The organism is Paenibacillus chibensis (assembly GCF_004001045.1).
Classification (GTDB): domain Bacteria; phylum Bacillota; class Bacilli; order Paenibacillales; family Paenibacillaceae; genus Paenibacillus_AQ; species Paenibacillus_AQ chibensis.
Genome location: NZ_BIMK01000005.1, coordinates 127766 through 154223 on the forward strand (window position 1 = coordinate 127766; position 26458 = coordinate 154223).

Sequence of the window (26458 nt, forward strand, 5' to 3'; positions counted from 1 at the left end):
AGCGGATTTATCCTGTCATCGAAGTCACATAGAAGGCACAAGGGTCTGTCCGAAGCGGCAGACTCTTTTTCAAATGAATATGAGTACATAGGAGGTACGATCAAGTCATGAAGCCAATCATGGAAGTTGCAGGTTTGATCGGTGTAGAGGAAGAAGAACTGGAGCTGTATGGCCGCTATAAGGCGAAGTTAAGCCCCTCATTATATGAGCGCGTGAAATCGCGCAAGGACGGCAAGCTGGTGCTGGTCACCGCGATGAACCCGACACCGGCAGGGGAAGGGAAGACGCTCACGACGATCGGCCTCGCGCAGGCGCTGAACGCGCTCGGGCACAAGACGGTGGCCGCTCTGCGCGAGCCTTCGCTGGGACCGTGCTTCGGCATGAAGGGAGGAGCTACGGGCAGCGGCAGGGCGCAGATTGTTCCTTCCGAGGACATCAACCTGCATTTTACAGGCGATCTTCATGCCATTACGTCTGCGCATAATTTGCTGGCAGCCATGATCGATAACCACATGTATCATGGCAATGCGCTCCGGCTGAACCCGCAGCGGATCGTGTGGAAGCGGGCAATGGACATGAATGATCGCAGCCTGCGCGGGATCGTGACCGGACTCGGCGAGGGCAACGGGACCGTTCGGGAAGGGAGCTTTCTGATCACGACTGCTTCCGAAGTCATGGCGGTGCTTTGCCTGAGCGAGGATATAGAGGACCTGAAGCAGCGCCTGGGACGTATGATCATCGGCTACAGCCAGGAAGGCGAGCCTGTAACGGCTGCGCAGATTGGCGCTGTCGAGGCGATGGCGATTCTGCTGAAGGATGCGGTCAAGCCTAACCTCGTCCAGGCGCTCGAAGGCACGCCGGTGATCGTGCATGGCGGTCCTTTCGCCAATATCGCGCATGGGTGCAGCAGCGTTATCGGCACGCGCCTGGCCCTTAAGCTTGGGGAGATCGTGGTGACGGAAGCGGGCTTTGGGGCCGACCTGGGCGCAGAGAAATTCATGGACATCAAATGCAGGCAGGCCGGACTGAAGCCGGAGGCAGCCGTATTGGTGGTGACGGTCAAGGCGCTGAAATATAACGGCGGCGCTGCCAAAGACCGGCTGCATGAGCCGGATATGCAGGCATTGACGGCGGGTCTGGCCAATATGAAGCGGCATGTGGAGAACTTGAAGAAGTTCGGTGTGCCCGCGGTGGTGGCCGTTAACCATTTTGCAGATGACCTGCCGGAAGAGGTCGAGCGTGTGCTTGGGGAATGCCGGGCGATGCAGGTGCCTGCGGCCGTATCCACAGTATGGGCGGAAGGCGGCACGGGCGGAAGAGAGCTGGCGGAAGCACTCGTCGGCCTGCTGGAGGAGAATGCCTCCAGCTATCGTCCGCTGTATGAGCTTGAGACGGATATCCGGTCCAAGATCGGAACCATCGTCCGGGAAATCTACCGGGGAGCCGGCGTGGAGTATTCACCTTCCGCCTTGCGGAGCCTGGCGGATATCGAGAAATCGGGATACGGCAGCGTGCCCGTCTGCATGGCCAAAACCCAATATTCGTTTTCGGATCAGCCGCGTCTTTTGGGAGCGCCGGAGGGCTTTACCGTACAGGTGCGGGAAATTTCCCTCTCTGCCGGAGCAGGCTTTGCGGTCGTTCAAACCGGGAGCATCATGACGATGCCGGGCCTACCAAAATCGCCGGCGGCCGAGCATATGAGCATCGACGGGGACGGTAAGATCTCGGGATTGTTCTGACACAAGAAAAACCAGCACAAGAAAAACCAGCCTTTCATCCCGCGAATCTGGCGGGGAAGGGCTGGTTTTTTTATCCCTCGTCCGAGGGTTCAGCGCATGCGCCCTAGCTTCCGGATTCATCCGAGCCTTTAAGACCTCTCAGCGCGTCATTCAGCGTTTCGGGGCCCTCGATCAGATCGAAGGCACGGTTATGCGCTTCCTCCATGCGGAGGGACAATACGGCTGCTGCGGCTACATCATCGCGGGAAATCCGGCCAGATTGCGCCAGGTGCAGGGCAGCCGAGACGCGGCCGGTACCCGGATCATTCGTCAGTCCCCCGGGCCGGATGATCGTATAGACCATGCCGCTTTCTTCAAGGACCTTTTCCGCCTTGCGCTTGGCGATTAGAAAGGGCTTCAGAAACGGCGGCATGTCCTCCGGATTCGTCGTGCCCATGGAACTGATCAGAACAAATCGCGGGATTTGATCCAGCACGCACTGCTCGATCAGCCGCACCGTTCCGACATGGTCCACATGCTCGGGATCGCCTTTAGCACCTGCGCCGACGGAGCAGATGACGACATCGGCCCCCTTGAGTCCCTCCGAGAAGGATTCGGATAAATCGCCGAGATAAGCCGTTGCTCCCGCAGCCTCCATATCACGGCGATGCTCTTCATTCCGTACGAGACCGCGTACCTCATAACCCTCTTTGACCAACTCCCTGACGATCCGTCCTCCGGTCTGCCCGTGAGCTCCGGCAACAAATACGGTTGTCATCGCACAACACCTCCATCATTCTTTTACCCATTCAAGTATGCGCCCTAAGCATAGTTGAGATTGGTGTAAAGAGGAAAAAGGGTCACTGGACCGCCTTGCTGCAGCCATGGCCGGATCATCAGCGTATCGATCTGAGCATGGCTGGTTGCCCATATCCCCGTATATTTATTTTTCGGAAAATTATGTGATAATTTTCACATAATATCTCATTGAAATTTCTTACAATGATAATGAATAAGAAACCGGATGGCGGGCTTTACATCCCTGATTCGTTCAAATCTGTATAGATTAAATTTTAGATAAGGTGAATCCTACCATACGAGCATGCAAAGGAGAGGACGTTATGGCTTCATACAAACCTCAGCAAATTGCTGAACTCACCGTGGAAACGGGGATCAAGAAGGCTCATAATCCGCTGCTGTCGGTACTGGTGCTGGGATTTCTGGCCGGGGCGTTTATCGCGCTCGGATTTTTGCTGGATATCCGCGTCATCGCGAGCGCGCCGAAAGAATGGGGCTCGTTCGCCGGATTCATTGGAGCAGCTGTCTTTCCAACGGGCCTCATTCTGGTGCTGCTGGCGGGCGGTGAGCTGTTGACCGGCAATATGATGGTTGTGTCCCTGGCACGGATGGCGAAAAAAATCACGACGCTTGAGCTTTTGAAAAACTGGGTGCTCGTGCTGGCGGCCAACTTTGTCGGCGCACTGTTTGTCGCTTACTTTTTCGGGCATGTCACCGGGATGACGGAGAGCGGCCCTTATCTGGATAAGCTGGTGGATATGGCGGGGCATAAGCTGGACGACAGCTTCCTGCAGGCCTTCGTGTCGGGCATCGGCTGCAACTGGCTTGTGGCGCTCGCGGTATGGCTCTGTTACGGCACGGACAGTCTCGGCGGCAAAATTCTCGGCATTTGGTTTCCGACCATGGCCTTCGTCGCCATCGGATTTCAGCACGTTGTCGCCAACATGTTCCTGATTCCGGCGGCGATTTTCGCGGGCCATTTCACATGGGGGGATTACTTCATGAACTTTATCCCCGTGCTGCTGGGCAATCTCGTTGGCGGCGTCGTGTTTGTGGCTGCGGCCTACTGGGCCTCTTATCTGCGGAATGCCAAGCCGGCAGAAGCCCGGAAGGTTGCGGAAACCAAGCCGGCAGGAACGCGTAAGCATGCATGAGATAAGCGATGATAGCAGAAGAACCAGCACGCTCTTTAAGGGGCGGCTGGTTCTTTATTTATTCAAAAGCAAAATTCGCCGCCATAAAGTTCGGGGGAACGAAACTTTACGCGGCGAATTTTTTGGGAGTGGTCCATGATATGGCATAGCTGGCGGAACGAGTCGTCGTCCCTAATGCTTTATGCTCTTGTTTATTGTTTACCCCTGGAATCGGGCGATGAAACATCATAATTCGATTTTCTTTGCGCATTTTTCTTCCTCCGATTAAGATGATAGGAGAGCACATGATCAGGGGAATTCAAAAGGAGAGTGAAGCGGGAATGATCAAGCAGAAAGACGGCGTGTTTCCGGCGGTATGCCCGCTGGATTGTCCCGACACCTGCGGCCTGCTGCTGCATAAGGAAGACGGCAAAATCGTGAAGGTCACCGGCAATCCGGACCATCCGATCACGCAGGGAGCGATTTGCAACAAAGTCCGCAACATGACGGAGCGGATTTATCATAAAGAACGTATTTTGTTTCCACTCAAACGGACCGGTCCGAAGGGCTCGGGTGAATTCGCAAGGATCTCTTGGGAGGAAGCGGTGCGGGAAATTACGAGCCGGTATCAGGGACTGATCGCGGAATATGGGCCGGAATCCATTCTGCCTTACAGCTTCTACGGCAATATGGGCATCCTCAGCGTGGATGGCATGGACCGCCGATTCTTCAACGCGCTGGGCGCAAGCCGCCTGGATCAGGCGATATGCAATTCTGCCGGGAATGCCGGCTGGAAATATACAATGGGCTTTAAAGGCGGAACGTCACCGGAGGATACGGAATTTGCCGATTTGATCATCGTTTGGGGCGGCAATCTGATAAGCACGAACATGCATCAGGTGGTATTTGCCGAGAAAGCCCGCAAGCGCGGGGCCAAGGTGGTGGTTATTGACGTTCACAAGAACCGTACCGCCCAGTGGGCCGATTGGTTCATCCCGCTGTACCCCGGCACGGATACGGCGCTGGCGCTTGGCGTTATGCACGTCCTGTTCCGGGACGGTTTGACGGATGAGGCTTTCCTGGAGCGCTACACCTTGGGCCGCGAAGAGCTGCGGGAGCATGTGAAAAGCTATCCGCCTGAGCATGCTGCGGCCATCACGGGCGTGCCGGCGGAAGATATCGAAAAGCTGGCCCATATGTACGGCGAGGCAGTGGTATCCTTCATTGCCATCGGCAACGGCCTTCAGCATCATGACAATGGCGGCATGAACGTGCGCAGCATCGCCTGCCTGCCGGCTCTGACCGGTCAGTGGCTGAAGAAGGGCGGCGGCGCGATCAAAACCAATGGCGGCTACAACGCCATGGACAGCGATTATTTGGAGCGGCCGGATTTGCGGCCGAACCCGCAAGCGCGCAGCATTAACATGAACCGGATCGGGGAAGCGCTCGAAATGACGGAGCAGCCGGTCAAGGCGCTTTTCGTATACTGCAGCAACCCGTTGGTCGTGGCGCCCGATACGGAGCGCGTACAAGCGGGATTTGCGCGGGAGGATCTGTTTACGGTCGTGCATGATCTGTTCATGACCGATACGGCCAAGTATGCGGATATCGTGCTGCCGGCGGCGTCGACCTTTGAAACGACGGAGCTCTTCGGCTCGTATTGGCATCATTTCGTGCAGCTTCAGGAGCCCGTCATCGAAAGAATGGGCGAAGCCAAAGGCAATGTGGAGCTGTTCGCCATGCTGGGACGCGCGATGGGTTTGGATGAGCAGGCCTTTTCCGAAACGGAGGAAGAGATGATTGCAGGGGCATTACATTATCCGGAAAATCCATATTTGAACGGCGTGACGCTGGAAGCGCTGAAGGAGAAGCGGTTTGTGAAGCTCGACATGACGCCGCAGGCAGCCTATTTGGATAGGCTGAACATGCCGTCGGGCAAAATCGAGCTGTATTCGGCGCAAATGCAGGAGGCCGGCTTGCCGCCGCTTCCGGAGTACATGCCGCTGAAGGAAGGTTATGACGGAAATCAGCGTCCCGGCAAGGACGATTCATATCCGCTGATGTTCATTTCGCCGCCGAACCATAACTTCCTCAACTCCACCTTCGCGAACGTGGAAAAGCATCAGCGGCTGGAGAAAGAGCCCCAGCTGCAAATCCATCCGCAGGATGCGGAGGCGCGCGGAATTCAAGACGGCGACATGGCCTTGGTCTACAACGAACGGGGACAATTGGAGCTGAAGGCCATCGTGACCGATAAAATGCTGCCGGGTACCGTCATCAGCCAAGGTCTATGGTGGGACGGCAAAGGCCACAAGCAGCGGGCGAACAGCTTGACCTCGGACCGTCTCGCGGACATGGGCGGCGGAGCCACTTTCTTTTCTACCGTTGTCCAGGTAAAGCGTCAGTGAGATCTATTGCCCGGACCGCCATTATGATAGATACTGGTTCTGGGACATGTAACCGCAATTGAATCTAAAAGCCCCCTCAGGGGCTTTTAGTGGTTTTGTATCCGGATTTGATACTGATCCTGAAGCAGCATGTCTTCTTTAGTAATTCGCATAACAGGAGAAAAAAATATATGAAATTTCTGCAATCCTATCCGCGGGAAGTCAAAATCTTTCTCGCAGCGAGCCTGATCAATTCCGCCGGTGGATCGCTGATGTGGCCGCTCACCACCATGTACGTGTTTGAAGAGCTGGGACGGAGCATGACCGATGCGGGTCTGGTCGTTATGATCCAGGCCTTCGGCGGCATTATCGGACAGCTTCTGGGCGGCGCTCTATACCACCGGGTAGGGGTAAAAAGACTGATCGTGGGCTCCCTGGGACTGAACGCGCTGGGACTGTTTACACTGCCTTTTATCAGCTCCCACTGGGTGATCTATATGATCATGATGGGTTTTATCGGACTATGCAACGCCGTCTCCATGCCCGCCATCCAGGCTTTCGTCGGCTTTCGCTTCGCTGACCGGCGCGGCGAGCTGTTCAACGTGATTTATGTAGCCAACAACATCGGCGTGGCGCTGGGGACGGCGCTGAGCGGATTTCTCGCCGATGTGTCCTTCCATTTAACCTTCGTGCTGAACGGCGTGACCTCTGCGGTATTCGCGATGTTTTTCCTGAATTACCTGAACCGGCTGGACAAGCAGGAAGGACCGGTACATCTGGAGAAGAAGACCAAAACCGAGGCGAAGGAAAGCCTTCCGGCGCTTCTGCGCAATACGCGGGTGTATCTGTATCTGGGCCTCGGCTCGCTATTTCTGTGGTTCGGCAATTCCATCTGGAATACGGGGGTTTCCCCGCATATTATTTCCGAAGGCATGAACAAGAGCTCCTACGGCTTTTTGTGGACGATGAACGGGATTCTGATTTTCGTGGCCCAACCCGTGACGACGCTGATCAAGCGCTGGTTCGCCAAAGAATCCTCTTCGCAAATGACGGCCAGCGGCGTCTTTTACCTGGCAGCTTATATCGTCATTCTGATGCTGCCTAACTATATGGGATTCGTGCTTGCCATGGTACTTGCGACCCTGGGTGAAATGCTGATTTCGCCGGCGGTGCCCGCCTTTATTTCGGATCACGCCTTTAAGGCAGCTCCGTTCTACATCGGGCTGACGGGCGGCATGACCGCGCTCGGCCGCATGGTAGGGCCATACTTCATGGGCATACTATATGACCAGGGAGGGCTGAATCCGGTGGCATGGCTCTCCATCGTTATTGCGGTCGTAGCCGTTGCCTTCTTTATTATTCATTCGATACGCAACCGTGCGGCGGAACGTTCGCTGGCCGAGTCCATAAGCGGTTGAACGAACGCCGTTTTTGATATAAGTAGAGGTGTTGAATCCATGAAGCTTCAGCAGCAGACATTCACGATCAGACCATCGCAAATCAAGGATGCGCAGGCGCTGATGAATATCGACGCGCTGGTATGGACGGAACGGACCGCTCCGGAGCCGCTCTGTTGGCCGACACGGGAGGATTTCCTCCTGCACTGCCCTCCGGCATCGCAGCTCGTGGCCGAGGTGGACGGCGTCCTGTGCGGCTATGTCGGTTTCCGGCATCCGACGAATCTTGCCGGGAACAGTCATGTGTACGAGATCCACATCGCCGTTCATCCGCTGTATCAGCGCGAAGGAGTCGGCACAAGGCTGATCCGGGCAGCCAAGCAATGGGCAGCTCAGCAGGGAATGCGCAAGCTGCGGCTACGCGTGCTCTCGACCAATCCGGGCGCGGTTATTTTTTACCGCAAATGCGGGTTTATGGAAGAAGGCCGGCTGATGGACGAATATAGGATCGACGGCGAGTTTGCCGATGAAATCTGGATGAGCTTTTTTCTGGAAGGCACGGAACGTGCCGAAAAGCCTGATTGGATGGCGGATGGACCTGCATTTGATATTTTGCCGTGACGGACTTATGCTTAGATGAATAGAGTGAACAGAAGGACTTTCACCTGGTGAAGGTCCTTTTTCATAACAAGCGGCCCGAAGCGAATTAGTATAAATTTCCTGTTTGTCCCGGGTCAAAAAGGTGTAATGTTGGTTATCTGTGTCTTTTTGTTTAGGGAACATCGTTGCATTTCAAATGAACAAATAAACGGTATACTTTTTATATCATCACGACGAAAAGGGGTTGTCATAATGGACTTGCATCTTCAAGGCAAAAAGGCGCTGGTCATCGCCTCCAGCCAAGGGCTCGGCAAAGCGATTGCCGCAGAGCTTGTGAAGGAGGGCGCAGATGTCATGATCAGCAGCCGCAGCGACGACAAGCTAGAAGCCGTGCAGCAGGAGCTGCAGCAGCTGGGTACCGGAAAGGTCGAATATTACGCGGCGGACATTACGATTCCGCATGAAGTGGAAGGGCTCATCCGGTACACGGCCGAAACGTTCGGACATATCGACATTCTGGTCAATAATGCCGGCGGACCGCCGGCTGGTACGTTCGAATCGTTCACGGACGAGGATTGGGAAAAGGCGTTCCAGCTGAATCTGCTCAGCTACGTCCGCACGATCCGCTGCGCGCTGCCGCATATGAAGGAGAAGGGCGGCCATATCGTCAACCTGACGTCGAGCTCGATCAAGCAGCCGATTCCGGGGCTGATTCTCTCCAATACGTTCCGCACGGGCGTCGCGGGCATGAGCAAGACGCTGTCGCAGGAGCTTGCCCAGTATGACATTCTCGTGAACACCGTCGCGCCGGGACGCATCGCCACGAACCGCATCAAGCAGCTGGACGCCAGCAAGGCGGAGGCCAAGGGCATCTCGGCGGAAGAGATGAAGGAGCAGTCGCTGCGTGAAATTCCGCTGGGCCGGTACGGTGAGCCTGAAGAATTCGCCAAGGCTGTCGTTTTCCTGCTTTCCGGCGTGAACACGTATATTACCGGCAGCACGCTGGTGATCGACGGCGGTCTCGTCGAAGCGCTGTAATTACAAATGGACCGATTTATCACATAGAACACATGAAGTGAGTGTTGCCTGGCATCATCTTTCGTAAATTCCTTTTGAGCTGACCGGTCTCCCTTTGGTATGATGGTTGTTAAAAATACATACAAGGGACTGATCAGGAATGGAGGAGAAGTACGGTATCGTGTCCGTCAATGTCGGCAAGCCCATCACGGTAGAATATTTGGGCAAGCCGCTGACGACAGGCATATACAAGTATCCCGCTCCGGGAGAGGTGTTCGTCGGCATCACGCAGATGGACGGAGACGGCCAGGCGGATCTGAAGCATCACGGGGGACCCGACAAGGCTGTTTGTGTTTATCCATACGAGCATTATGCTTATTGGGAACAACAGCTGGACAAAAAGCTGGATTACTCCGCATTCGGCGAAAATTTGACGGTGACCGGTCTGCTGGAGACGGAAGTGTGCATCGGAGACATCTTCGAGATCGGAGAAGTCATCGTTCAGGTGAGCCAGCCGCGGTTTCCCTGCTTCAAAATATCGAGCAAGCATGCCGTCAAGGATTTTCCGGCACGGGTGCTGGATACCGGGTACAGCGGCTTTTACCTGCGCGTTCTGCAGGAAGGGCGCCTGAGCAAGGATTCCGCCATTGTGAAGCGTTCCTCCCATCCGATGCGGGTGCCGGTGGCTTCCGTCCTGGAGCAGCAGGCGCTGGGCAAGCGCCAGGCGGACCGGGAGACGTTGAAACGAATGCTGGAAGTCGACGCGCTGGCGCCGAACGTGAAGGCATCGTTTACCGAGTGGCTGCAGGAAGGATCGTCGGCCTCCCGGCTGTAAATCCGGTACCGTTCATGGGAATGGACCCGGAAGACGGGCATCATCATAGGAAAAGGGCGCTCTACGGCTTTCATGCCGTGTAGAGCGCCCTTTTTTGGCGTGCCGCCGCGGTTAGCGCAGCAGCTTCCAGTCGCTTTGGGTCATGCCGTAGATCGCGTGGTTCACATAGCCCTGCGGCAGCCGCTCGGCTTCGCGGACGATTCCCTCCAGCACGAAGCCTAGTCTTTCGGGTATGGCACGGCTGCGCTGGTTGCCCGTGGCGCAGCGGATTTCGACGCGGTTCAGATCCAGGTCCATCAGCGCGTAATCCACGAACGCCCGGCAGGCGCTGCTCATGATGCCCTGGCCCACATATTCCTGCCCAAGCCAGTAGCCGATGCTGACCGAACGGTTATGCCAGCTGATCTCATGGAAGCTGATCAGGCCCGCAAGCTCGCCGTCCACCCAGATGCCCGCCGATATGGCACCGTTCTCGGCGCCCTGTTTGACGGCGTTTCTGACGAAACTTGCGGTATGCTCCACTTCCGTGATCGCATCCACCCAGGGAAGCCATTCGCGCAGCGTATCGCGCGAACGGTTGGTCAGGATGAACAGCGGGCGGGTATGCTGCAGCGCCAGCGGCTTCAGCTCAATATGATCGTCCAAAGGATATGTAAACATATAATTTCAGACCTTCTTTCTATGGAGGATGGGAAGATGCGGTTTGCCGCGCTTGATGGTTATCGTTTCCATGCTACCCTATCCCCTGGCTTTCCGTCAAAGCGTAAAAAGTCCGAATGATTGAACTATCCGGCTATTACAGGTATATTTAAATGAAACACGCTTATACAGAATAGATGTAGAGTGGAGAAGGAAACTGCATCGTTTCATTCTATGACGGGCGGACAACATTCAGGATGAAAGGTTGATTACTGTGGAGAAACCAAGCACCCCCTCCAATTTTATTAAAAACGTAATTACAGATGACCTGGAGTCCGGCAAAGTCCAGAAAGTGATTACCCGCTTTCCGCCGGAGCCTAACGGTTATTTGCATATCGGACATGCCAAGGCCATCTGGATTAACTTTACGCTTGCACAGGAATTCGGCGGATCGACGAATCTCCGTTTTGACGATACAAACCCGATCAAGGAAGACGTGGAATTCGTTAAATCGATCGAGGAAGATGTAAAGTGGCTGGGTTACGATTGGGCGGAGAAACGCTTCGCATCGGATTATTTTGAAGAAATGTACAAGCGGGCCGAGCTGTTGATCCAAAAAGGCAAAGCGTATGTGGACGACCAAAGCGCCGATCAAATCCGCGAAACGCGCGGCACGCTGACCGAGCCGGGCTCTAACAGCCCCTACCGCGACCGCAGCGTCGAGGAGAACCTGGAGCTGTTCCGCAACATGCGCGCAGGCGAATTCAAGGACGGCGAAAAGGTGCTCCGCGCCAAAATCGACATGAGCTCGCCGAACATCAATCTGCGTGATCCGGTCATTTACCGGATCGCCCATGTGGCCCACCATAATACGGGAGACAAGTGGTGCATCTATCCGATGTATACCTTCGCCCACCCGCTGGAAGATGCCATCGAGGGCGTGACGCATTCCCTGTGCTCGCTGGAGTTCGAGGATCAGCGTCCGTTTTACGATTGGGTCATCGCGGAATGCGAAATGCCGAGCACGCCGCATCAATATGAGTTCGGACGCCTGAATGTGGCACAGACGCTCACCAGCAAGCGCAAGCTGAAGCTGCTCGTGGAAGAGAACATCGTGGATGGCTGGGACGACCCGCGCATGCCGACGATTTCCGGACTTCGCCGCCGCGGCTATACGCCGGAAGCGATCCGCAGCTTCGTGTATGAGACAGGCATTTCCAAAAGCCAGGGGCTGATCGACCTGCAAATGCTGGAGCATTTCGTGCGGGAGGACCTGAAGCTGAAGGCGCCGCGCACCATGGCCGTGCTGAAGCCGCTTAAGGTCGTGATCACGAATTATCCGGAAGGCCAGGTCGAATGGCTGGAAGCGGAGAACAACACGGAGAATCCGGACATGGGCAGCCGTCAAATTCCGTTCTCGCGCGAGATTTACATCGAGCAGGACGATTTCATGGAGAACCCGCCGAACAAATATTTCCGCCTCTTCCCGGGCAATGAGGTCCGCCTCAAAAATGCCTACTTCATCAAGTGCAACGATTTCATCAAGGATGCGGACGGCAACGTGACGGAGATCCACTGCACCTATGATCCTGAAACCAAGAGCGGTACCGGCTTTACCGGCCGCAAGGTGAAGGGGACGATTCACTGGGTGGAGGCTTCCCACGCCGTACCGGCGGAATTCCGCCTTTACGAGCCGCTGATCAAGCCTAAGGAAGACGAAGCCGCTGAGGCAGAGGAAGGCACGGAGGAAATAGAGAAGGTCGAGAAATCGTTCCTGGACGAAATCAATCCGAACTCCCTGGAAATTTTACAAGGATTCGTGGAACCGGAGATGAAGGAAGCGAACCCGCAGGATAAATTCCAGTTCTTCCGCCACGGCTACTTTAACGTGGATCCGAAGTATTCGGAACCGGGAAAACCGGTCTTTAATCTGATCGTATCCATGAAGAGCTCATTCCAGCTTCCGAAATAAGCAGGCGGCCAAACGTCTTGGCTGCATCGCAGGAAGAAAAACGTCTATCGACGTATTTTCACGGAAGAAAGGGCCGCGATAAGCGGAAGCTTTGCTTGCAATATCAGGAAGCAATAGCTCTGTAGTTCATACTTTCTGATGATATAAAAAAGCCAGTCCGAGGAGACCATTCTCTCTTCGGACTGGCTTTTGCTATTCGTGATATTCCTCGAGCAGCTCTTCAAGCTCGTCTTCCGGCGCTCCGGTCTTCGGGTGATGCCCTTGTACCCGCAGCCAATACCACATGATGCCGAAGCCGGCTGCACCGAATATCGCGAGCATGAAGCCCATATTGTACATGGCCTCGCCGCCGAAGTTCTGGAACAGCCAGCCGCCGGCCAGGCAGCCGATCATGCCCGAGATGCCGCCCCAGGTCAAGGTGAACACCGACTGCGCCGAGGCGCGGTGAAGCGGAGGCACCAGCTGGCTGACGACTTGCGTGCCGACATAGAAGTATCCGCCAAAGGTAATGCAGTGCATGATTTGAATCAGCGCCACCTCGAGCGGTTGCGTCGCGCTTGCCATGAGCAGCCACCGCACGCAGAAGAGCACGCTCACAATGGCCAGGCAGCCGATCAGCGTGGCGAGGGAACGCTTGAGATAGCGGTGGAACAAGAAGAGTACGGCGACTTCGAGAAAGGACGACAGGAACATGGCCAGACCGACCATCGTCTTGGAGCCGCCAAGCTCGGTGATATACAGCGACATGAACGTGTTATTCATAACATTCGGCACGGAGACCAGAATGCCAAGCAGAATAAACGCGACGAAATAGCGGTTAATGGCGATTTTGCCGAAGCCCCTCAGGCGAATCGGCGGCGTTTCCGACGCGGCCTTCAGCGGCGGAAGCAGCAGAACCGTGCCGATCGCAAGCAGCAGGATGCCGGTAACGAGATAGGACAGGCGCGAAATGCCGACCTGGTCGATCAGGAGACCGGCAGAAACGGCAATGACCGCCCAGCCGATGGAGCCCCAGTTCCGGTAGCTTCCGAATTGCTGCGGCTTGTCTGCAATATATCCCAGGATCAGCGTGTTGCTCTGCGCGAAGAGCGGGCTCTGAAAGAAGAAAAAGAGGATCATCGCCAAGTAAATCATATTATACGTACCCGCATGAAACACGAATTGGATGAGCAAAAGGGTACCGGTCATCATGAACAGCAAAATGCGCCTCGTATTTTGCAGGCGGTCGCTCCAAAATGTCCAGAAGGGATTCGCAATCAGGGACACAAAGGGCCCCAGCGCCATCAAGCTGCCGATTTCCAGTTTGTTCATGCCCGCGTCCTGCAGGTATAATTGAAAAAAGCTGGTGAAGATCACCATCGTGCCGTAGATTAAAAAGTTGAATGCCTTTAGCGGCAGCAGCTTGGACTGTTTCTTTACAGGATCCTGCACGTTGCACATTCCTTTCCGACCGAATGCAAATCGACAGTGGCTTTTTAAAGCTACCAATCTCACTTTATCATTTGTTGAAAAGGGATACAAACCAATAATTGTTAAAGTATCCATTTGCGGTTTTTTTAAACGGATCATGACGGAAGATCGCCGAATACGGAGTAATCCAATAAATGTTTGAACAAGGATGTGATTCCATGCTAGAAATCGAAATCACGGGTGTCGTGCTGGCAGGGGGCCGGTCGAGCCGGATGGGCGAAAATAAAGCGCTGCTCGCGATCGGCAGGGAGAAGGTGCTGGAGACGATCATCGGTGCCATGTCCGCAGCGGTACAGAACGTGCTGATTGCAGCCAATGACCGTGATGCTTACCTGGAGTTCGGCTGCGAGATCGTACCGGACCGATATCCGGGAATGGGCCCGCTGTCCGGCATTCATGCCGCGCTGCACGCGGCCGATACGCCATGGATCATGGTAGCGGCCTGCGATATGCCCTTTGTAACGCCGGAGTTGTTCCGCCTTCTTCAGACCAAAGTGCTGGAAGACGCGGCGACCCTTCCTGCAGGGCAGGGGGAGTGGCAGGCCGTAATTCCCATGGAGAAGGGGAGAGTGCAGCCTCTGCTCGCCGCGTATCATATCAGTTCGCTTCCTGCGCTCGAGGAGTCTTTGAACACGGGGAGGCTGCGGATGACCGATTGGCTTGAACGTCTTCAGGTGCGGTACATTGCGGAGGAAGAGGTAGCGCAGGCGACAGGAATGGATGCCGGACATGCGTTCTTTAACATGAACAGCCCGGAGGATTACACGCAGGCTATTCGGAAGCAGATGGAGGAAGAGGAAGGGCGCTGACGCGCGCTTCCTTTTAAATAAATATGAACATTCCTTTAAAATTTGAAATATCGCTTGCCGTTTCGCCAAAAGATGTGAATAATATCACATATACGGTTTTAGAATTAAGATAAGGTTAAATCAGAAACATGAAAGCGTGATCTTGTCTAAATGTATGGATTGAATGAAGCTTTCCCTTCGTTCAAACCGTAAGGATGGAGACAATTATGATATGGACTTTGATTAAGGAGGACTCAGCGATGACGACGACTGTGGAAAAGATGCTGGACACCGTGGAGGCGACCCGTTGGCTGGAAGGGAGAGGCTGGGTATACCAGCTGCTGATCGATTTTCTGGAACAACCGCCGTGCTTGTCGCAGATGGCTCCGTGGCAGCGGCAGGCCGAGCTGCGCGAGGAGATGGCCCTGACCGAGGGAGGACGGCAGCTGCAGGAATATTTGGGCGCTTTGAAGCCTTCCGAGCTGACCGGGGCATGCGAAGCCGAAACCAAGGAATATGAGCGGCTTTTCGCCGGACCGGACGCACTTTTGCCGAGCGTATGCGAGAGCGTGTACCGCATGACGGATGAGCGCAGCGGGCAGCGCTGCGTCCGGCAGATTCGCGAAGCTTACGCAGGCTGCGGCATCGTATTTAATAAGCTGCGCAGCGAGAAGGATGACCATTTGGCGATCGAGCTTGAATTTATTGCGGTGGCGGGAGAGCATATGGATGACGCGCAGGGTCTGCCGGAGTGCCAGCTGATGTGGCTGGACACGCAGATCGATTTCCTGGAAAACCATCTTATGCTGTGGACGCCTAAATTTTCGGCTGAGTTGACCGCACTTGCTCGAACGACGCTGTACCGCGAAATTGGGCGGATTATCGGAGAATTTATTCCGTATGACCTGAAGATGCTGCGTATGCTGCGGAAGGAACTGGCGTAATTCTATAGGCAATCTGTATGTGTAAGCGAATGTCCCCACGGACATTCGCTTTTTTATGCCTGATATTGTTGAATCTTTCCCTATCATATATAGTTAATATATGGAATGTTAGTATGTTTGTGGGAGGATGGGGATGTTTCGGAATCTTATTTTGGTGCTCGCAGCCTATATTTTATCCAAGCTGTTTGACATGCTGATTTTCACGTATGCCCATGTACAAGGAAACGTATGGAAGTGGCTGATCGATTTCGCCTTATTTGCTTTCTGGTTTATCCTTTTGAGTTTGGTGTTTAAGGGTGGCCGTCGGCAAAGGGAAATCAGGCCTTCATGAAGGATAATACAAAAGGACCCGCTATGCTCCCATCGGGAGAAGCGGGTCCTTTTTGTTCATAGAGCTTCCGAGCGAAGACGAAGCGAAAGGGCTTAGTCTTCCGTTTTAGGTCTGCGGAATTTCATCAGGAACTCGTACACGACCGGAACGATGACGAGCGTGAGCAGCGTGGAGCTGATCAAGCCGCCGATAACGGTAATGCCGAGGCCGCGGGAGATGATGCCCGCGCTGTTTTCAAGTCCGGACACCAGCGGGAGCAGGGCTCCAATGGTGGCCAGAGCCGTCATCAGGATCGGACGGAGACGGGTTGCGCCTGCTTCAAGCAGCGCTTCGCGCGTCGACAAGCCCTCGCGTTCTTTGTGAATAACGCGGTCGATCAGGACGATGGCGTTGGTGACGACGATACCAATCAGCATCAGTGCGCCCATGAGCGACGATACGTTCAGCGTTTCGCCGCCGATCCACAGGCCGACGAGGGCGCCGATGATCGTGAACGGCAGGGAGAACAGGATCGCGAACGGCGCCAGTCCGCCGCCGAAGGTAACGACGAGCACGAAGTAGACGATGGCGATGGCTGCTGCCATAGCCAGGCCGAGCTGCGTAAAGGTGTCGTTAATCTGCTCGGTTGTACCGCCGAACTTGATTTCTACGCCGTCCGGCTTGATGATTTTATCAATTTGCTTCTGCAGGTCCGAGGAAGCCTGACCTACGTTCGAAGACACGATGTTGGCCGTGACGTTGACGACCATTTTGCCGTCGGTACGCGTGATCGTATCCGGGGATGTGCCTTTTTCAACCTTGGCGACATCCTTGATCGGTACATTCATGCCAAGCGGCGATGTGACGGTTTCATTGGAAATGTCGTCAATGCTCTTATATTGCTTGCTGTCTGTTTCAATATATACCTTGTAGTCCTTGTTATCGACCTGGATCTCGGTGAGAACCGGACGTTCACGCTGCGGACTCAGCTTCATCGCGATTTGGCCAGCCGTCAGCCCCATGGAGCTGAGCTTCTGCTGATCGGCGATGATGGTGTATTGATCATAAGCTTTGGACAGGCTGGTTTTTGCTTTTTCGAAATTTTTGGTATCAGCTTCCACCAGCTTCAGGATTTGATCGGACACCGGCTTGATGTCATTCAGGCTGTTGCCGAAGACGCTGACGCTGAGCGAGCTTCCGCCCATGCCGCCGGCCATGTCCATCGTTGCCCATTCACCTTTGGTGACCTGTTTTTTCAAGCCTTCGACCAGGTTCTTTTTCACATTTTCAAAATCTTTGGTGTCTTTCTTGTACTCGATATAGAACAGTCCCGAGTTGGAAGAGCCACCGCCGAGCGGATTGCCGCTTCCGCCTACGGAATACTGCATTTTATCGACGTTTGGCTGGTCGAGAATGTATTTCTCGGCTTCCAGCGCGCGTTGTTCCACGGTTTCAAGCTGTGCACCCGGCTCCGGAGAGTAGGTGACCATCACGTATTTGTCTTCCTGTGCCGGCATGAAGCTGGTACCGATCAGCGGCGTCAGGAAAAGGCTCGCTACGAGCAGGATGACGGCCATTCCGAACGTGATCAGCTTATGGGAGAGCGACCAGTTCAGGATGCGCTGATAGCCGCGGGCCATTTTGCCCGGCTTGTCGTGGTCATGTGTATTTTTTGTTTTGATGCCTTTTTTGAACAAGGAATGCGCAAGCATCGGCACGAGCGTAATCGCCACCAGCAGGGACGCCAGCAGGGCGAACACCATCGTAAGCGCGAACGGCATAAACAGCTCGCCGACCATACCGCTGACGAAGGCAAGCGGCAGGAACACGGCGATTGTTACGATCGTCGATGACATGATCGGCACGAACATTTCGCGCGTTGCTTCGCGAACGAGCTCACGCCCGCGCAGCTTCTCGCCGCCGCTGGTCATCCGCCGGTATATATTCTCGATGACGACGATCGAGTCGTCGACGACCCGCCCGATGGCGACGGTCATCGCGCCGAGGGTCATCATGTTCAAGGTGATGTCCATTCTCCACAGAATCAAAAGCGCGATCAGCAGGGAAAGCGGAATGGACAGGATCGAAATGATGGTGGAGCGAATGTTTCTCAGGAAGATCAGAATGATCAGGACGGCGAACAAGGCCCCGAATACGGCTTTGCTCATCATCGTCGAGACGGCATCCTCAATAGGCTTGCCTTGGTCAAGCAGCACGGTCAGGTTCATGCCCTTGAACTCGCCTTCGAGTTCCTTGGCTTTGTCCTTGACGGCGTTAACCACATCCACGGTATTGGCATCGTTGTCTTTCACGATTTGCAGGCCGATGGATGCTTTGCCGTTCGTACGGGAAACGGATTCCGCTTTGCCGATGACCTGGATATCCGCGATATCGCTCAGTTTCACGGTCGGAATGCCGGCAGGGATGACTTGACCGGCTTGCCCTTGTACCGCTCCGGCGCCTTGCTGCGCGCCCATACCTGCGGCACCTGCAGCAGCGCCTTGTCCTTGTGCGCCTGCACTACCTGCAGAAGCTCCGCCGGAGCTTGGGATGACCGGAATCGTCAGGTTTTTCAAATCGTCCAGGGTAATGATGTTTCCGTCCACCACGACCGCTTTAGAGGACTGGTCGAGGTCGAACAGACCGAGAGGCACCCGGATGGAAGAGCCTTGGACGATGCCTTTTACGGTATCTTCAGAAAGGCCGAGCTGGGCCATTTTTTCCTTGTTAAACTTCAGCTGTACTTCTTTTACATATTGACCCGAGATCGAGATGGAAGCTACGCCGGGAATTTTCTCAAGAGCGGGCTCCACTTGATTCTCGATGTTCTTGGTCAGCTTCTCCAGATCATTGGAATCATCCGATGCACTGAGAGATACGACCGGGAAGGAGCTCATGCTGAATTTGGAGATCGTCGGCTTTTGAACCCCTTCCGGAAGGTTCACCTCATTCAATGCCTCGCGGACTGCCGCGGTGGCTTGATCCAGATCCGTGCCATAGTCGAATTCCATCGCGATGTTGGCCGCGTTCTCCATGGAGGTCGACTGTACGGTCTTCACCCCGTCGACATTGCGCAAACGCTGCTCGAGCGGCTGGGTGACATCCTGCACGACGCCTTCCGGAGCCGCTCCGGGATATACCGCGGTCACGCTCAGAAACGGAATATTGATGTTCGGGATCGTCTCCTGCTTCATCGCCAAGCCGCTATACAGCCCGGCAGCAGCCACGATAATCGTCAGAATCCAGATCGCGAATTTATTGTTGAGTGAAAAATTAATGATACCTTTCATTTCGCAGGTTCCTACTCCTCTCTATATACCTTTCAGTTACGTTCAGAATCGGTCAATCTTGAGTTCACATAAAGCTGGTAAATATCCTTCAGTTCCTCGCTCATCGGCGAGAGCTCCGGAATTTGCTGCAGGTTGCTCATCATGCCGGTCAGAATGGCTTTGCGCGGCTCGATATCGAGCAGCTCCTTCTCGATGATCTGGATGGATTCGAGCGCAAAATCACGTCTGGCTTCATCCATGGCGGTCTCCTTCAGCCTGTCTTTCATCTGCTTGGTGACGGTGAGCGGATGGCGCGGGGTGCCCGCGTCGACCACGTACTTTTCCAGCCACTCGGACCAAACGTGCTGAGATACAAGCGGTTCTTTATGCTCGCGAAGCGTGCTTGCAGCCACATCGTCCAGAAGCGTAATCAGATGCTCCGCCATTCTGCGGATGTTCAGCGGCAGACCGGGAATCATCAGCATGCGGATGTATCCGCCCAGCATACCGGTCACAAACAAAGTCAGGTCCATCGCATAGGGCTGAATTTCCTGCCCGTAAATCGACACCAGCTTGTTGTGGAACCAGTGGAGCGCAAGGACATGCTTCTCTCGGAGACAATCGTCCGGCTTAGGCTTTTTCCCACTCGTATGCTGATCTCGCAGCTGCATAATCACAAATTCGCGCAGCTCTACCAAACGGTTCAGAAGGACCTCGACCTGCTTGTGAAGCTGTTCTTTGGGAGTCAGAAGATGCTCCTGCTCCACCTGCATGACACTGTCACGGATCATCCCTTCACAATAGAGGTAGATACTCTGCTCAAGTTCTTCCTTGGACTTGAAATGCAAATACAAGCTTCCCTTGGACATGCCGCAATATTCCGCGATTTCCTGCATGGAGGTTGATGAGAATCCTTGGGTGGAAAACAGCTGCAGGGCGGTCTTCAGAATCTGTTTCTTTTTGTCCGCCAATTTCTCAGACAAATGAACATTCACTCCTTTCTGAACACTTCGGTTCTCATTTTGACCGTGTAGTCAGAATGATTATAATACAAAATTCAGGGTGGATTCAAATGTAGGTCCCGCTGGCGGTCTCCGCCAGTTGCGGAAGGATGGGAGAGGGAGGGAATAAACGGGTGTGATCCGTTTTTATGGGGATATCCGAACGTATACCATTTGAAGCGAGACCAGCCTGATGCCGGAAAAAAGAACATCTCAAGGTGGTCTGCCTTCTATGCGATCATATCGATCGACGATTATCTTATGTATGGGCTAAAAGCAGGGGATTGTCCCCTTCATACATACGGATGAGAAAGGGAAGGGGTTCATTTTGCTGCAAAAAAAATATTTCCTACATAGCTATGAAGTTGACTGCATTTCACTAAAATAAGCTGTTATTCCTATGAATGAACTTCAGACGATGCTAAATTTATAAGCAAGATCAACATCCTCCGATTTTATTAGGCTATTCCTAGCATGAAGTGGAGGGATCCATTATTTGAAAGGAGACCAGAGCGGAAAGGTAATATATTTCTTAGGTAGAACGGAGTTTTTATGAAAATATATGAATGGATTGAAAGTACAAAAGCGTTGAGATTGGGTATAGAAAAAACCGATATAAACTCAAATCATCCCATTTTTTCTGAGTTTTACGGAGACACAATATTGTCTTTATGGAGTCCCATTGAAGTAATAACGATTTACAAGAAAACCTATAAAGATTTCCCTTGCTATAGATTTGGTAAACCTGTTGTTTCGAGAAGAGTCAAGGAATTAATAGAGCCATTTACTATCAACGAAATTGAGTTTCTACCGCTACTGCATGAAGAGTTGGAAATATACATGATTAATGTAGTCAATGTTATTGACTGCGTCGATTACGATCGTTCGGAAATTCTACTTTCTGTTGGTGTAATGGCAGGATTTCGGAACATTGTATTTGATTATTCTAAAATTCCGGCTGGAACTTACTTTTTTAAAATTAGAGAAATGGCGGATACTAGAGTTTTTATCACAGAATCTTTTAAAGAAATCTTAGAGAGCTTTAAACTTAAAGGATTAGATTTTACAAAGAAATACGATTCAGAGTTCACCATAGAAATGGAACGACAGCAAAAGCAGCAATACGAGGCAGCCTTATCGCTCCTGGAGAACGATCACGGCCCGGAATTCTCCTACGAGGAGGCCAGAGCCAAGATCGAAACAGGTCTTGCTGTCGAGAGCGGCAAATGGAGAATGCAGCCGATCCTTCTTGATTACCATTGGCATGAAATTGAACGATCGACTATATAGCAGAGTTGGGGCATGAAAAAAACGGTCAGGTAGCGTGATCGTCGAGATAAGATTGCATCGACCTTAATTTGGCGGGATTTTTGATCAAATACAGCTGATGCAGCCTTTCTCCTGAAGCTGTCAAGCGGAAGCACCATGCGGCCATGACTTCTCCTCCGCGCGTAAACAGTAGATTGGTCTCGCCGTTAATGTCGGCCACAACCACCTCCGAGGAACGTAAATTCCGATAAGCTTTGGGAGAGGCCAGCAGTCTCAGGAGGCGTTCGCTGCCGAATATGGGACGTATGGCTGTACGTACCGCTCCTCCGCCATCGGAGATCAGGACGGCATCCTCTGCCAGAAGACGAACCAAAGCCTGCGGATCATAACGAAGAAACGCATCGGCGAATCGTTCCACCACGGCTTTACGCTGTCCCTCGGCCACGGGGGAGGAAGGCATCTCGCTTCCCTTGAGCAGCAGCTTCGCACGGCTGAAAATTTTACGGCAGTTGGCCTCCGTCTTCCCGGTCATATCCGCGATCTGGTCATAGCCGTACTCAAACACCTCCCGCAGCAGGAAAACCGCGCGTTCCACCGGTCCGAGCCGCTCCAGCATCAGCAGATAGGCATAAGACAGGGTATCCTTTTGCTCCGCGGACAGCTCGGGAAGCTCCGACGCTGCACCGGAGACCGGCTCCGGAAGCCATTCCCCGATGTATTCCTCCCGTTGTTTCCTGGCCGAGTTCAAGAGGTTCAGACAGCGGTGAGTCACGGACTTGGCGATATAGGCCTTCATATTCCGCACATCCGCCGTATCTTTCGTCGCAAGCTCTGCAAACAGATCCTGAACAATGTCCTCTGCGTCGGTGTACATGCCCAGCATACGGTAAGCAATGGACAGGGCATAGGGGCGATACATGCGGTAGAGCGACTCAATTTCCGTATTTGGCTTCATCAGAGGACCTCCAGAAACAGATGGTTTGGCCGGGTGGAACGGCAAAAATATCAAAAGGCAACCGAATGCCTAAAAATAAGGATTCCTTTCTATGCATTAACTTAAAATGATGCCGGATCTACAGTCAAGCGGATGGAGCCGAAGCCGCCACGATAAAAGGAAACAAGAAACCCTGCGCCTAGGAAAGGCCAGGGTTTCTCTATGCTTCATCCGCCTGGATGGAGGCTGGGTATTATTTCGAAAAGCATCCCGGGAACATGCCCGTCGATATGGCGATCCGGTTCCAGCAATTGATGGCGTTGACGGCCAGAATGAGCTCCATGTATTCTTTTTCGTCAAAATGGGCTCTCGCCTGCGTGTACACCTCGTCCGGAACGCCTTGTTCGGAAATCTTCGTGACTGCCTCGGCCAGCGCCAGCATGGCGCGTTCCCGGTCCGTGAAGATCGGCGCCTCCCGCCAGGCGCTTAACAGGAAAATATGCTCCTGATAATCCCCCATCTTCATCAAATCCTTGGTATGCATATCGAGACAAAAAGCGCACCCGTTGATTTGGGAGACGCGGATCTTCAGCAGCTCATGCAGCGCGTGATCGATGGAAGAATCGGTCACCGATTTTTGCAGGCTCAGCATCGCTTTCAGCACATCCGGACTGGCGGTCCGGTAATTCAATCGCATGTTCATGATTGATTTCTCCTCCTTGTTCCTCTTTTGCAGGATGTCTCAACCGCTAAACATCTTAAACATCCTCACAATAAGGAGACAAACGAAGGAGCGGATTTGTGACAAAGATCAGGAAATGATTTTAAGGCCGACGGCCGAGCCGAGAATCATGGCGATAAACAGCACTCTCCGCCATTCCTTCGGTTCGCCGAACAAGAACATGCCGACGATCGTGCTGCCGACGGTTCCGATACCGGTCCAGACTGCATACGCCGTACCCATAGCCAGGGAATTCATCGCGTAAGATAGCAGCAGAAAGCTGCAGACAAAAGAGCCGAGCATCAGCGCAAAAGCGGACCAGCCCTTTTTTTGCGCTACACCCTTGATGCCGATGACGCCGAAAATCTCGCAGAAGCCCGCGAGCACAATCGCTGCCCATGCCATTACGCATCCGCTCCTTTCTGATGGCTTCCTTCATTTCCCGTAATCAGCTTCAGCCCGACGACTCCGGCCAAGAGCACGAGAATCAGCAGGGTCTTCACCCAGCTGAAGGGCTCGCCGAAAACGAGCATTTCCGTCACGACGGTGCCGGCAGTCCCAAGACCCGTGAATACGGCGTAGACCGTACCGACCGGGAGATGCTTCGAGGCGTCGATGATCAGAAAAAAGCTGATCGCAATGGCGATTGCCGTGAGAATCCATTCCCAGACGTTGCTCGAATGCTTCAGGCCTGAGACCCAAAGAACTTCCACCACGCCGCCCAAAATAACAAATAACCAATGCCGGTTCATGATGCGCTCCTCCTTTATGATTCCGTTTGGCCAACCGCCCGGATGCCTGCCCAGAAAATGGGCCATGAGGCTCCGAGCCTCCGCTCCGCTCCCGGCAGCCCGCCGTACACCATCTCGACCAGAATACCGTCAGTCAGCGTCATATATGCAACGGCGGCATCCTCCGGCCGTGCGATCTTCACCGCGCCATCCGCCTGTGCCTGCTGCATGAGCTGGACGACGCGCCGTTCCATTGAATCCAAAAATGGATAAATCAGCTCCATCACCTCGTCATACAGGGAGGAAGGGGGGAAGAAGGCCATCCGGAGCACGAATTTGCTCTCGCTGCTGCGGTTGTATTCTTCCAGCAGGAATTCCAGCAGCCCGTGCAGGCGCGTCTCCAGCGGCTGATCTTTGCAGCTGATAAAATAGTGGGTGATCCTGCGTTTCTCCGCCTTCAGCGCATCCTTCAGGGTGCTGAGGAACAGGTGGTCCTTGCCCTTGAAATGGGCGTATATGGAAGGCTTCTTGATCCCGACGTCATCGGCTATTTTTTGCAGAGAGGCGCCTTCGTAACCCTCCCGGGCAAAATGGGCCAGCGCGGTCTCCAGAAGCATGCGTTTTGCGTTCATGTTATTCTCGCCTCCTTTTAACTACCTAACGATCGTTAGCCATAATATTTTCACGAAAAAGCTTCCTTGTCAAGAGCTGGACAAGCCTTCATATAGCGGAATCGTTTTCCGCGCTTTTGCGGGCCGGGCTTGAATTAGATTCGTACCATTTCGAGATCATTCGCGAAAAGGCGTTTTTTTTCTCGGCAGCATATAGGAAGATTGGCCCTATTCATGTAAAATATAGTTTGCTATATCAGCTCAGTCATATCTTGAACTTTTTTTATAGAAGGTTGCAATAATGGAACAGAGAAGCGAGGGAAGAGATGAGAAGGGGAATACAGGCGGTTCTTGTGGCCGCGCTATTATTTACTTTTTATTATTTCAGCTTTGGCTTTTTCGGCAAAACAGCAGGGACCATCGTCAGTATCTTCTCCACCCTGACGGTCGTATCGCTCGGATTCATGATTTTTATGGAGAACCGCAATCCTTCCTCCACCATGGCCTGGATCTTGCTGCTGGCGCTGATGCCGGTCGTAGGTTTATTTTTTTATTTCCTGTTTGGACAAAACTACTTCAAACGCCGCAAGTTCGACAAGAAAGCGGAGCAGGATTTGAAAATCTTCGAGCGGCTGGAAGAAGGGGGCGTGCGCATCCATCAGGATTTGTCGGATTTCAACCCGATGCAGCAGCAGCTGCTGCGCCTGTCGCAGCGTCTGGCGCGGACGCCGATTTCCTTTTCGAGCGAAACCAAGATTTTGACGAACGGAAAAGAGACCTTCTCCACCCTGCTGCAGGAGCTGCAGAAAGCCAAGCATCATATCCATATGGAGTACTACATCTACCGTGCGGATGATATCGGCACCCGGATTCAGCGCATTCTGATCGAGAAGGCCAAGGCGGGCGTCCACGTGCGCTTTATGTACGATGCGTGGGGCAGCATGCAGCTCCCCAAATCGTTTTTGCAGGAAATGTCGAGCGCTGGCGTCCAGGTCGTGGCGTACGGAAGCTCGAAGGCGTTCTTCCTGTCGCGGGTCAATTACCGCAATCACCGCAAAATCGTCGTCGTGGACGGCAACGTCGGCTTCATCGGCGGGCTGAACGTGGGGGACGAGTACCTCAGCCGCAATTCCGCTTACGGCTTCTGGCGGGATACGCACATGTCCGTCAAAGGCGAGGCGGTACGCACGCTCCAGATCATCTTCCTCCAGGACTGGCACTACATGACGGGAGAAAAGGTGCTGGAAGCCGAATACCTGTCGCCGTTATTGGCCGAACAGAATGGCGGGGCGGTGCAGATCATACCGAGCGGACCGGATAACGACCGCCGCACGCTCAAAAACATTTTTTTCTCCATGATTACGTCCGCGCAAAAGTCAGTTTGGCTGGCTACGCCTTATTTCATACCCGATGACGATATTTTGACCTCCCTGCGGGTGGCCGCGATGTCGGGGCTCGACGTGCGCATCCTGTTCCCGGCCAAACCGGACAAGTGGCTGCCTTTTCTGGCGTCCCATTCCTATTTTCCGGCGCTGCTCGATGTCGGCGTGCAAATTTACGAATACGAAAAAGGCTTCCTGCATTCCAAGCTGCTCATTATCGACGGGGAAGTGGCTACCATCGGTACCGCGAACATGGACATGCGGAGCTTTCATCTGAATTTCGAGGTGAACGCGCTGCTGGTGCAGACGGACAGCGTGCAACGCATCGTGTCGGACTTTGAGCGCGACCTGAAATCGACGAAGCAGATCGTTCCGGACACGTTCATGAAAAAGAAAATTTATGAGCGCTTCCTGGAGTCGCTGGCCCGGCTGATGTCCCCGCTTTTATAGCGGGGATTGCTTTTGTCTACGGTTGACATCATGGACCGGACATTTTAATATTGGTGATAATGATTATCAATCGATAAAGAAC

23 protein-coding genes are annotated in these 26458 nt (G+C 53.7%); 13 read left to right on the forward strand and 10 right to left on the reverse strand.

Annotated elements, in window-relative coordinates; translation table 11 throughout:
- The first annotated feature begins 107 nt into the window (after positions 1-107).
- Positions 108-1739, forward strand: a complete 1632-nt coding sequence (locus PCH05_RS05600; protein WP_127601375.1) for a formate--tetrahydrofolate ligase — start codon at positions 108-110, stop codon at positions 1737-1739.
- 103 nt (positions 1740-1842) lie between these two features.
- Here the strand turns inward: PCH05_RS05600 and PCH05_RS05605 are convergent, their stop codons facing one another.
- Positions 1843-2496: an SDR family oxidoreductase gene (locus tag PCH05_RS05605; RefSeq protein WP_127601376.1), complete on the reverse strand. Its 654-nt coding sequence runs from the start codon at positions 2494-2496 to the stop codon at positions 1843-1845.
- Positions 2497-2839: 343 nt separating this feature from the next.
- Between PCH05_RS05605 and PCH05_RS05610 the strand changes: the two genes are divergently transcribed.
- From PCH05_RS05610 to PCH05_RS05635, 6 genes are all read left to right on the forward strand, one after another.
- Positions 2840-3670 (forward strand): formate/nitrite transporter family protein, encoded by an 831-nt coding sequence (locus tag PCH05_RS05610; protein ID WP_127601377.1) that lies wholly within the window; start codon positions 2840-2842, stop codon positions 3668-3670.
- 320 nt (positions 3671-3990) lie between these two features.
- Positions 3991-6057, forward strand: coding sequence for a molybdopterin-containing oxidoreductase family protein (locus tag PCH05_RS05615; RefSeq protein WP_127601378.1), 2067 nt, complete (start codon positions 3991-3993; stop codon positions 6055-6057).
- A gap of 170 nt (positions 6058-6227) precedes the next feature.
- Complete coding sequence (locus PCH05_RS05620; RefSeq protein ID WP_127601379.1) at positions 6228-7454, forward strand: MFS transporter; 1227 nt, start codon at positions 6228-6230, stop codon at positions 7452-7454.
- Positions 7455-7493: 39 nt separating this feature from the next.
- A complete protein-coding gene (locus PCH05_RS05625) occupies positions 7494-8054 on the forward strand; it encodes a GNAT family N-acetyltransferase (RefSeq protein WP_127601380.1) in 561 nt (186 codons plus the stop codon).
- A 231-nt stretch (positions 8055-8285) separates the two neighbouring features.
- On the forward strand, positions 8286-9071 hold the full coding sequence (locus PCH05_RS05630) for an SDR family oxidoreductase (RefSeq protein ID WP_127601381.1): 786 nt from the start codon (positions 8286-8288) through the stop codon (positions 9069-9071).
- A 139-nt stretch (positions 9072-9210) separates the two neighbouring features.
- Entirely contained in the window at positions 9211-9885 is a 675-nt protein-coding gene (locus PCH05_RS05635; RefSeq protein ID WP_127601382.1) for an MOSC domain-containing protein, read from the forward strand.
- A 111-nt stretch (positions 9886-9996) separates the two neighbouring features.
- On the opposite strand, the gene PCH05_RS05640 is transcribed toward PCH05_RS05635, so the two are convergent.
- Positions 9997-10545: a GNAT family N-acetyltransferase gene (locus PCH05_RS05640; RefSeq protein WP_127601383.1), complete on the reverse strand. Its 549-nt coding sequence runs from the start codon at positions 10543-10545 to the stop codon at positions 9997-9999.
- 253 nt (positions 10546-10798) lie between these two features.
- Between PCH05_RS05640 and PCH05_RS05645 the strand changes: the two genes are divergently transcribed.
- Positions 10799-12496 (forward strand): glutamine--tRNA ligase/YqeY domain fusion protein, encoded by a 1698-nt coding sequence (locus PCH05_RS05645; RefSeq protein WP_127601384.1) that lies wholly within the window; start codon positions 10799-10801, stop codon positions 12494-12496.
- A gap of 192 nt (positions 12497-12688) precedes the next feature.
- On the opposite strand, the gene PCH05_RS05650 is transcribed toward PCH05_RS05645, so the two are convergent.
- Complete coding sequence (locus PCH05_RS05650; protein ID WP_371860517.1) at positions 12689-13927, reverse strand: MFS transporter; 1239 nt, start codon at positions 13925-13927, stop codon at positions 12689-12691.
- A 197-nt stretch (positions 13928-14124) separates the two neighbouring features.
- On the opposite strand from PCH05_RS05650, the gene mobA reads away from it, so the two are divergent.
- The 3 genes from mobA (at position 14125) to PCH05_RS05665 (ending at position 16029) form a co-directional block, all read left to right on the forward strand.
- Positions 14125-14775 carry a molybdenum cofactor guanylyltransferase gene (gene mobA, locus PCH05_RS05655; protein ID WP_164766552.1) on the forward strand — a complete coding sequence of 217 codons (651 nt, stop codon included), beginning with the start codon at positions 14125-14127 and terminating at the stop codon, positions 14773-14775.
- Positions 14776-15014: 239 nt separating this feature from the next.
- Positions 15015-15698, forward strand: a complete 684-nt coding sequence (locus tag PCH05_RS05660) for a TorD/DmsD family molecular chaperone (RefSeq protein ID WP_164766553.1) — start codon at positions 15015-15017, stop codon at positions 15696-15698.
- A gap of 133 nt (positions 15699-15831) precedes the next feature.
- Positions 15832-16029: a hypothetical protein gene (locus PCH05_RS05665; RefSeq protein ID WP_127601388.1), complete on the forward strand. Its 198-nt coding sequence runs from the start codon at positions 15832-15834 to the stop codon at positions 16027-16029.
- A gap of 92 nt (positions 16030-16121) precedes the next feature.
- On the opposite strand, the gene PCH05_RS05670 is transcribed toward PCH05_RS05665, so the two are convergent.
- Both PCH05_RS05670 and PCH05_RS05675 read right to left on the reverse strand, forming a co-directional pair.
- Entirely contained in the window at positions 16122-19298 is a 3177-nt protein-coding gene (locus PCH05_RS05670; RefSeq protein WP_127601389.1) for an efflux RND transporter permease subunit, read from the reverse strand.
- Between the two features lie 32 nt (positions 19299-19330).
- A complete protein-coding gene (locus tag PCH05_RS05675) occupies positions 19331-20260 on the reverse strand; it encodes a TetR/AcrR family transcriptional regulator (RefSeq protein WP_127601390.1) in 930 nt (309 codons plus the stop codon).
- A 570-nt stretch (positions 20261-20830) separates the two neighbouring features.
- Between PCH05_RS05675 and PCH05_RS05680 the strand changes: the two genes are divergently transcribed.
- On the forward strand, positions 20831-21568 hold the full coding sequence (locus tag PCH05_RS05680; protein WP_127601391.1) for an imm11 family protein: 738 nt from the start codon (positions 20831-20833) through the stop codon (positions 21566-21568).
- Positions 21569-21593: 25 nt separating this feature from the next.
- On the opposite strand, the gene PCH05_RS05685 is transcribed toward PCH05_RS05680, so the two are convergent.
- The 5 genes from PCH05_RS05685 to PCH05_RS05705 all read right to left on the reverse strand — a co-directional run bounded on the left by PCH05_RS05685 (position 21594) and on the right by PCH05_RS05705 (position 24565).
- Positions 21594-22502 carry a sigma-70 family RNA polymerase sigma factor gene (locus tag PCH05_RS05685; RefSeq protein ID WP_127601392.1) on the reverse strand — a complete coding sequence of 303 codons (909 nt, stop codon included), beginning with the start codon at positions 22500-22502 and terminating at the stop codon, positions 21594-21596.
- Between the two features lie 232 nt (positions 22503-22734).
- The gene (locus tag PCH05_RS05690) at positions 22735-23184 is read right to left on the reverse strand and encodes a carboxymuconolactone decarboxylase family protein (RefSeq protein WP_127601393.1); all 450 of its coding nucleotides are present in this window, start codon (positions 23182-23184) and stop codon (positions 22735-22737) included.
- A 108-nt stretch (positions 23185-23292) separates the two neighbouring features.
- Positions 23293-23607 (reverse strand): DMT family transporter, encoded by a 315-nt coding sequence (locus tag PCH05_RS05695; protein ID WP_127601394.1) that lies wholly within the window; start codon positions 23605-23607, stop codon positions 23293-23295.
- Positions 23607-23954, reverse strand: coding sequence for a DMT family transporter (locus tag PCH05_RS05700; protein ID WP_127601395.1), 348 nt, complete (start codon positions 23952-23954; stop codon positions 23607-23609). Before PCH05_RS05700 ends, PCH05_RS05695 begins: the two co-directional genes overlap by 1 nt.
- A gap of 14 nt (positions 23955-23968) precedes the next feature.
- The gene (locus PCH05_RS05705) at positions 23969-24565 is read right to left on the reverse strand and encodes a TetR/AcrR family transcriptional regulator (protein ID WP_127601396.1); all 597 of its coding nucleotides are present in this window, start codon (positions 24563-24565) and stop codon (positions 23969-23971) included.
- A gap of 305 nt (positions 24566-24870) precedes the next feature.
- Here PCH05_RS05705 and cls point away from each other — a divergent pair, with 305 nt between their 5' ends.
- A complete protein-coding gene (gene cls / locus PCH05_RS05710; RefSeq protein WP_127601397.1) occupies positions 24871-26376 on the forward strand; it encodes a cardiolipin synthase in 1506 nt (501 codons plus the stop codon).
- The last annotated feature ends 82 nt before the right edge of the window (positions 26377-26458 follow it).

What these genes read in the sequence shown, in the direction of transcription:
- PCH05_RS05600 (WP_127601375.1), top strand. Translation starts at nt 108, where the DNA reads ATGAAGCCAATCATGGAAGTTGCAGGTTTGATCGGTGTAGAGGAAGAA.
- PCH05_RS05605 (WP_127601376.1), bottom strand. Translation starts at nt 2,496, where the DNA reads ATGACAACCGTATTTGTTGCCGGAGCTCACGGGCAGACCGGAGGACGG.
- PCH05_RS05610 (WP_127601377.1), top strand. Translation starts at nt 2,840, where the DNA reads ATGGCTTCATACAAACCTCAGCAAATTGCTGAACTCACCGTGGAAACG.
- PCH05_RS05615 (WP_127601378.1), top strand. Translation starts at nt 3,991, where the DNA reads ATGATCAAGCAGAAAGACGGCGTGTTTCCGGCGGTATGCCCGCTGGAT.
- PCH05_RS05620 (WP_127601379.1), top strand. Translation starts at nt 6,228, where the DNA reads ATGAAATTTCTGCAATCCTATCCGCGGGAAGTCAAAATCTTTCTCGCA.
- PCH05_RS05625 (WP_127601380.1), top strand. Translation starts at nt 7,494, where the DNA reads ATGAAGCTTCAGCAGCAGACATTCACGATCAGACCATCGCAAATCAAG.
- PCH05_RS05630 (WP_127601381.1), top strand. Translation starts at nt 8,286, where the DNA reads ATGGACTTGCATCTTCAAGGCAAAAAGGCGCTGGTCATCGCCTCCAGC.
- PCH05_RS05635 (WP_127601382.1), top strand. Translation starts at nt 9,211, where the DNA reads ATGGAGGAGAAGTACGGTATCGTGTCCGTCAATGTCGGCAAGCCCATC.
- PCH05_RS05640 (WP_127601383.1), bottom strand. Translation starts at nt 10,545, where the DNA reads ATGTTTACATATCCTTTGGACGATCATATTGAGCTGAAGCCGCTGGCG.
- mobA (WP_164766552.1), top strand. Translation starts at nt 14,125, where the DNA reads ATGCTAGAAATCGAAATCACGGGTGTCGTGCTGGCAGGGGGCCGGTCG.
- PCH05_RS05660 (WP_164766553.1), top strand. Translation starts at nt 15,015, where the DNA reads ATGACGACGACTGTGGAAAAGATGCTGGACACCGTGGAGGCGACCCGT.
- PCH05_RS05665 (WP_127601388.1), top strand. Translation starts at nt 15,832, where the DNA reads ATGTTTCGGAATCTTATTTTGGTGCTCGCAGCCTATATTTTATCCAAG.
- PCH05_RS05670 (WP_127601389.1), bottom strand. Translation starts at nt 19,298, where the DNA reads ATGAAAGGTATCATTAATTTTTCACTCAACAATAAATTCGCGATCTGG.
- PCH05_RS05680 (WP_127601391.1), top strand. Translation starts at nt 20,831, where the DNA reads ATGAAAATATATGAATGGATTGAAAGTACAAAAGCGTTGAGATTGGGT.
- PCH05_RS05685 (WP_127601392.1), bottom strand. Translation starts at nt 22,502, where the DNA reads ATGAAGCCAAATACGGAAATTGAGTCGCTCTACCGCATGTATCGCCCC.
- PCH05_RS05690 (WP_127601393.1), bottom strand. Translation starts at nt 23,184, where the DNA reads ATGAACATGCGATTGAATTACCGGACCGCCAGTCCGGATGTGCTGAAA.
- PCH05_RS05695 (WP_127601394.1), bottom strand. Translation starts at nt 23,607, where the DNA reads ATGGCATGGGCAGCGATTGTGCTCGCGGGCTTCTGCGAGATTTTCGGC.
- PCH05_RS05700 (WP_127601395.1), bottom strand. Translation starts at nt 23,954, where the DNA reads ATGAACCGGCATTGGTTATTTGTTATTTTGGGCGGCGTGGTGGAAGTT.
- PCH05_RS05705 (WP_127601396.1), bottom strand. Translation starts at nt 24,565, where the DNA reads ATGAACGCAAAACGCATGCTTCTGGAGACCGCGCTGGCCCATTTTGCC.
- cls (WP_127601397.1), top strand. Translation starts at nt 24,871, where the DNA reads ATGAGAAGGGGAATACAGGCGGTTCTTGTGGCCGCGCTATTATTTACT.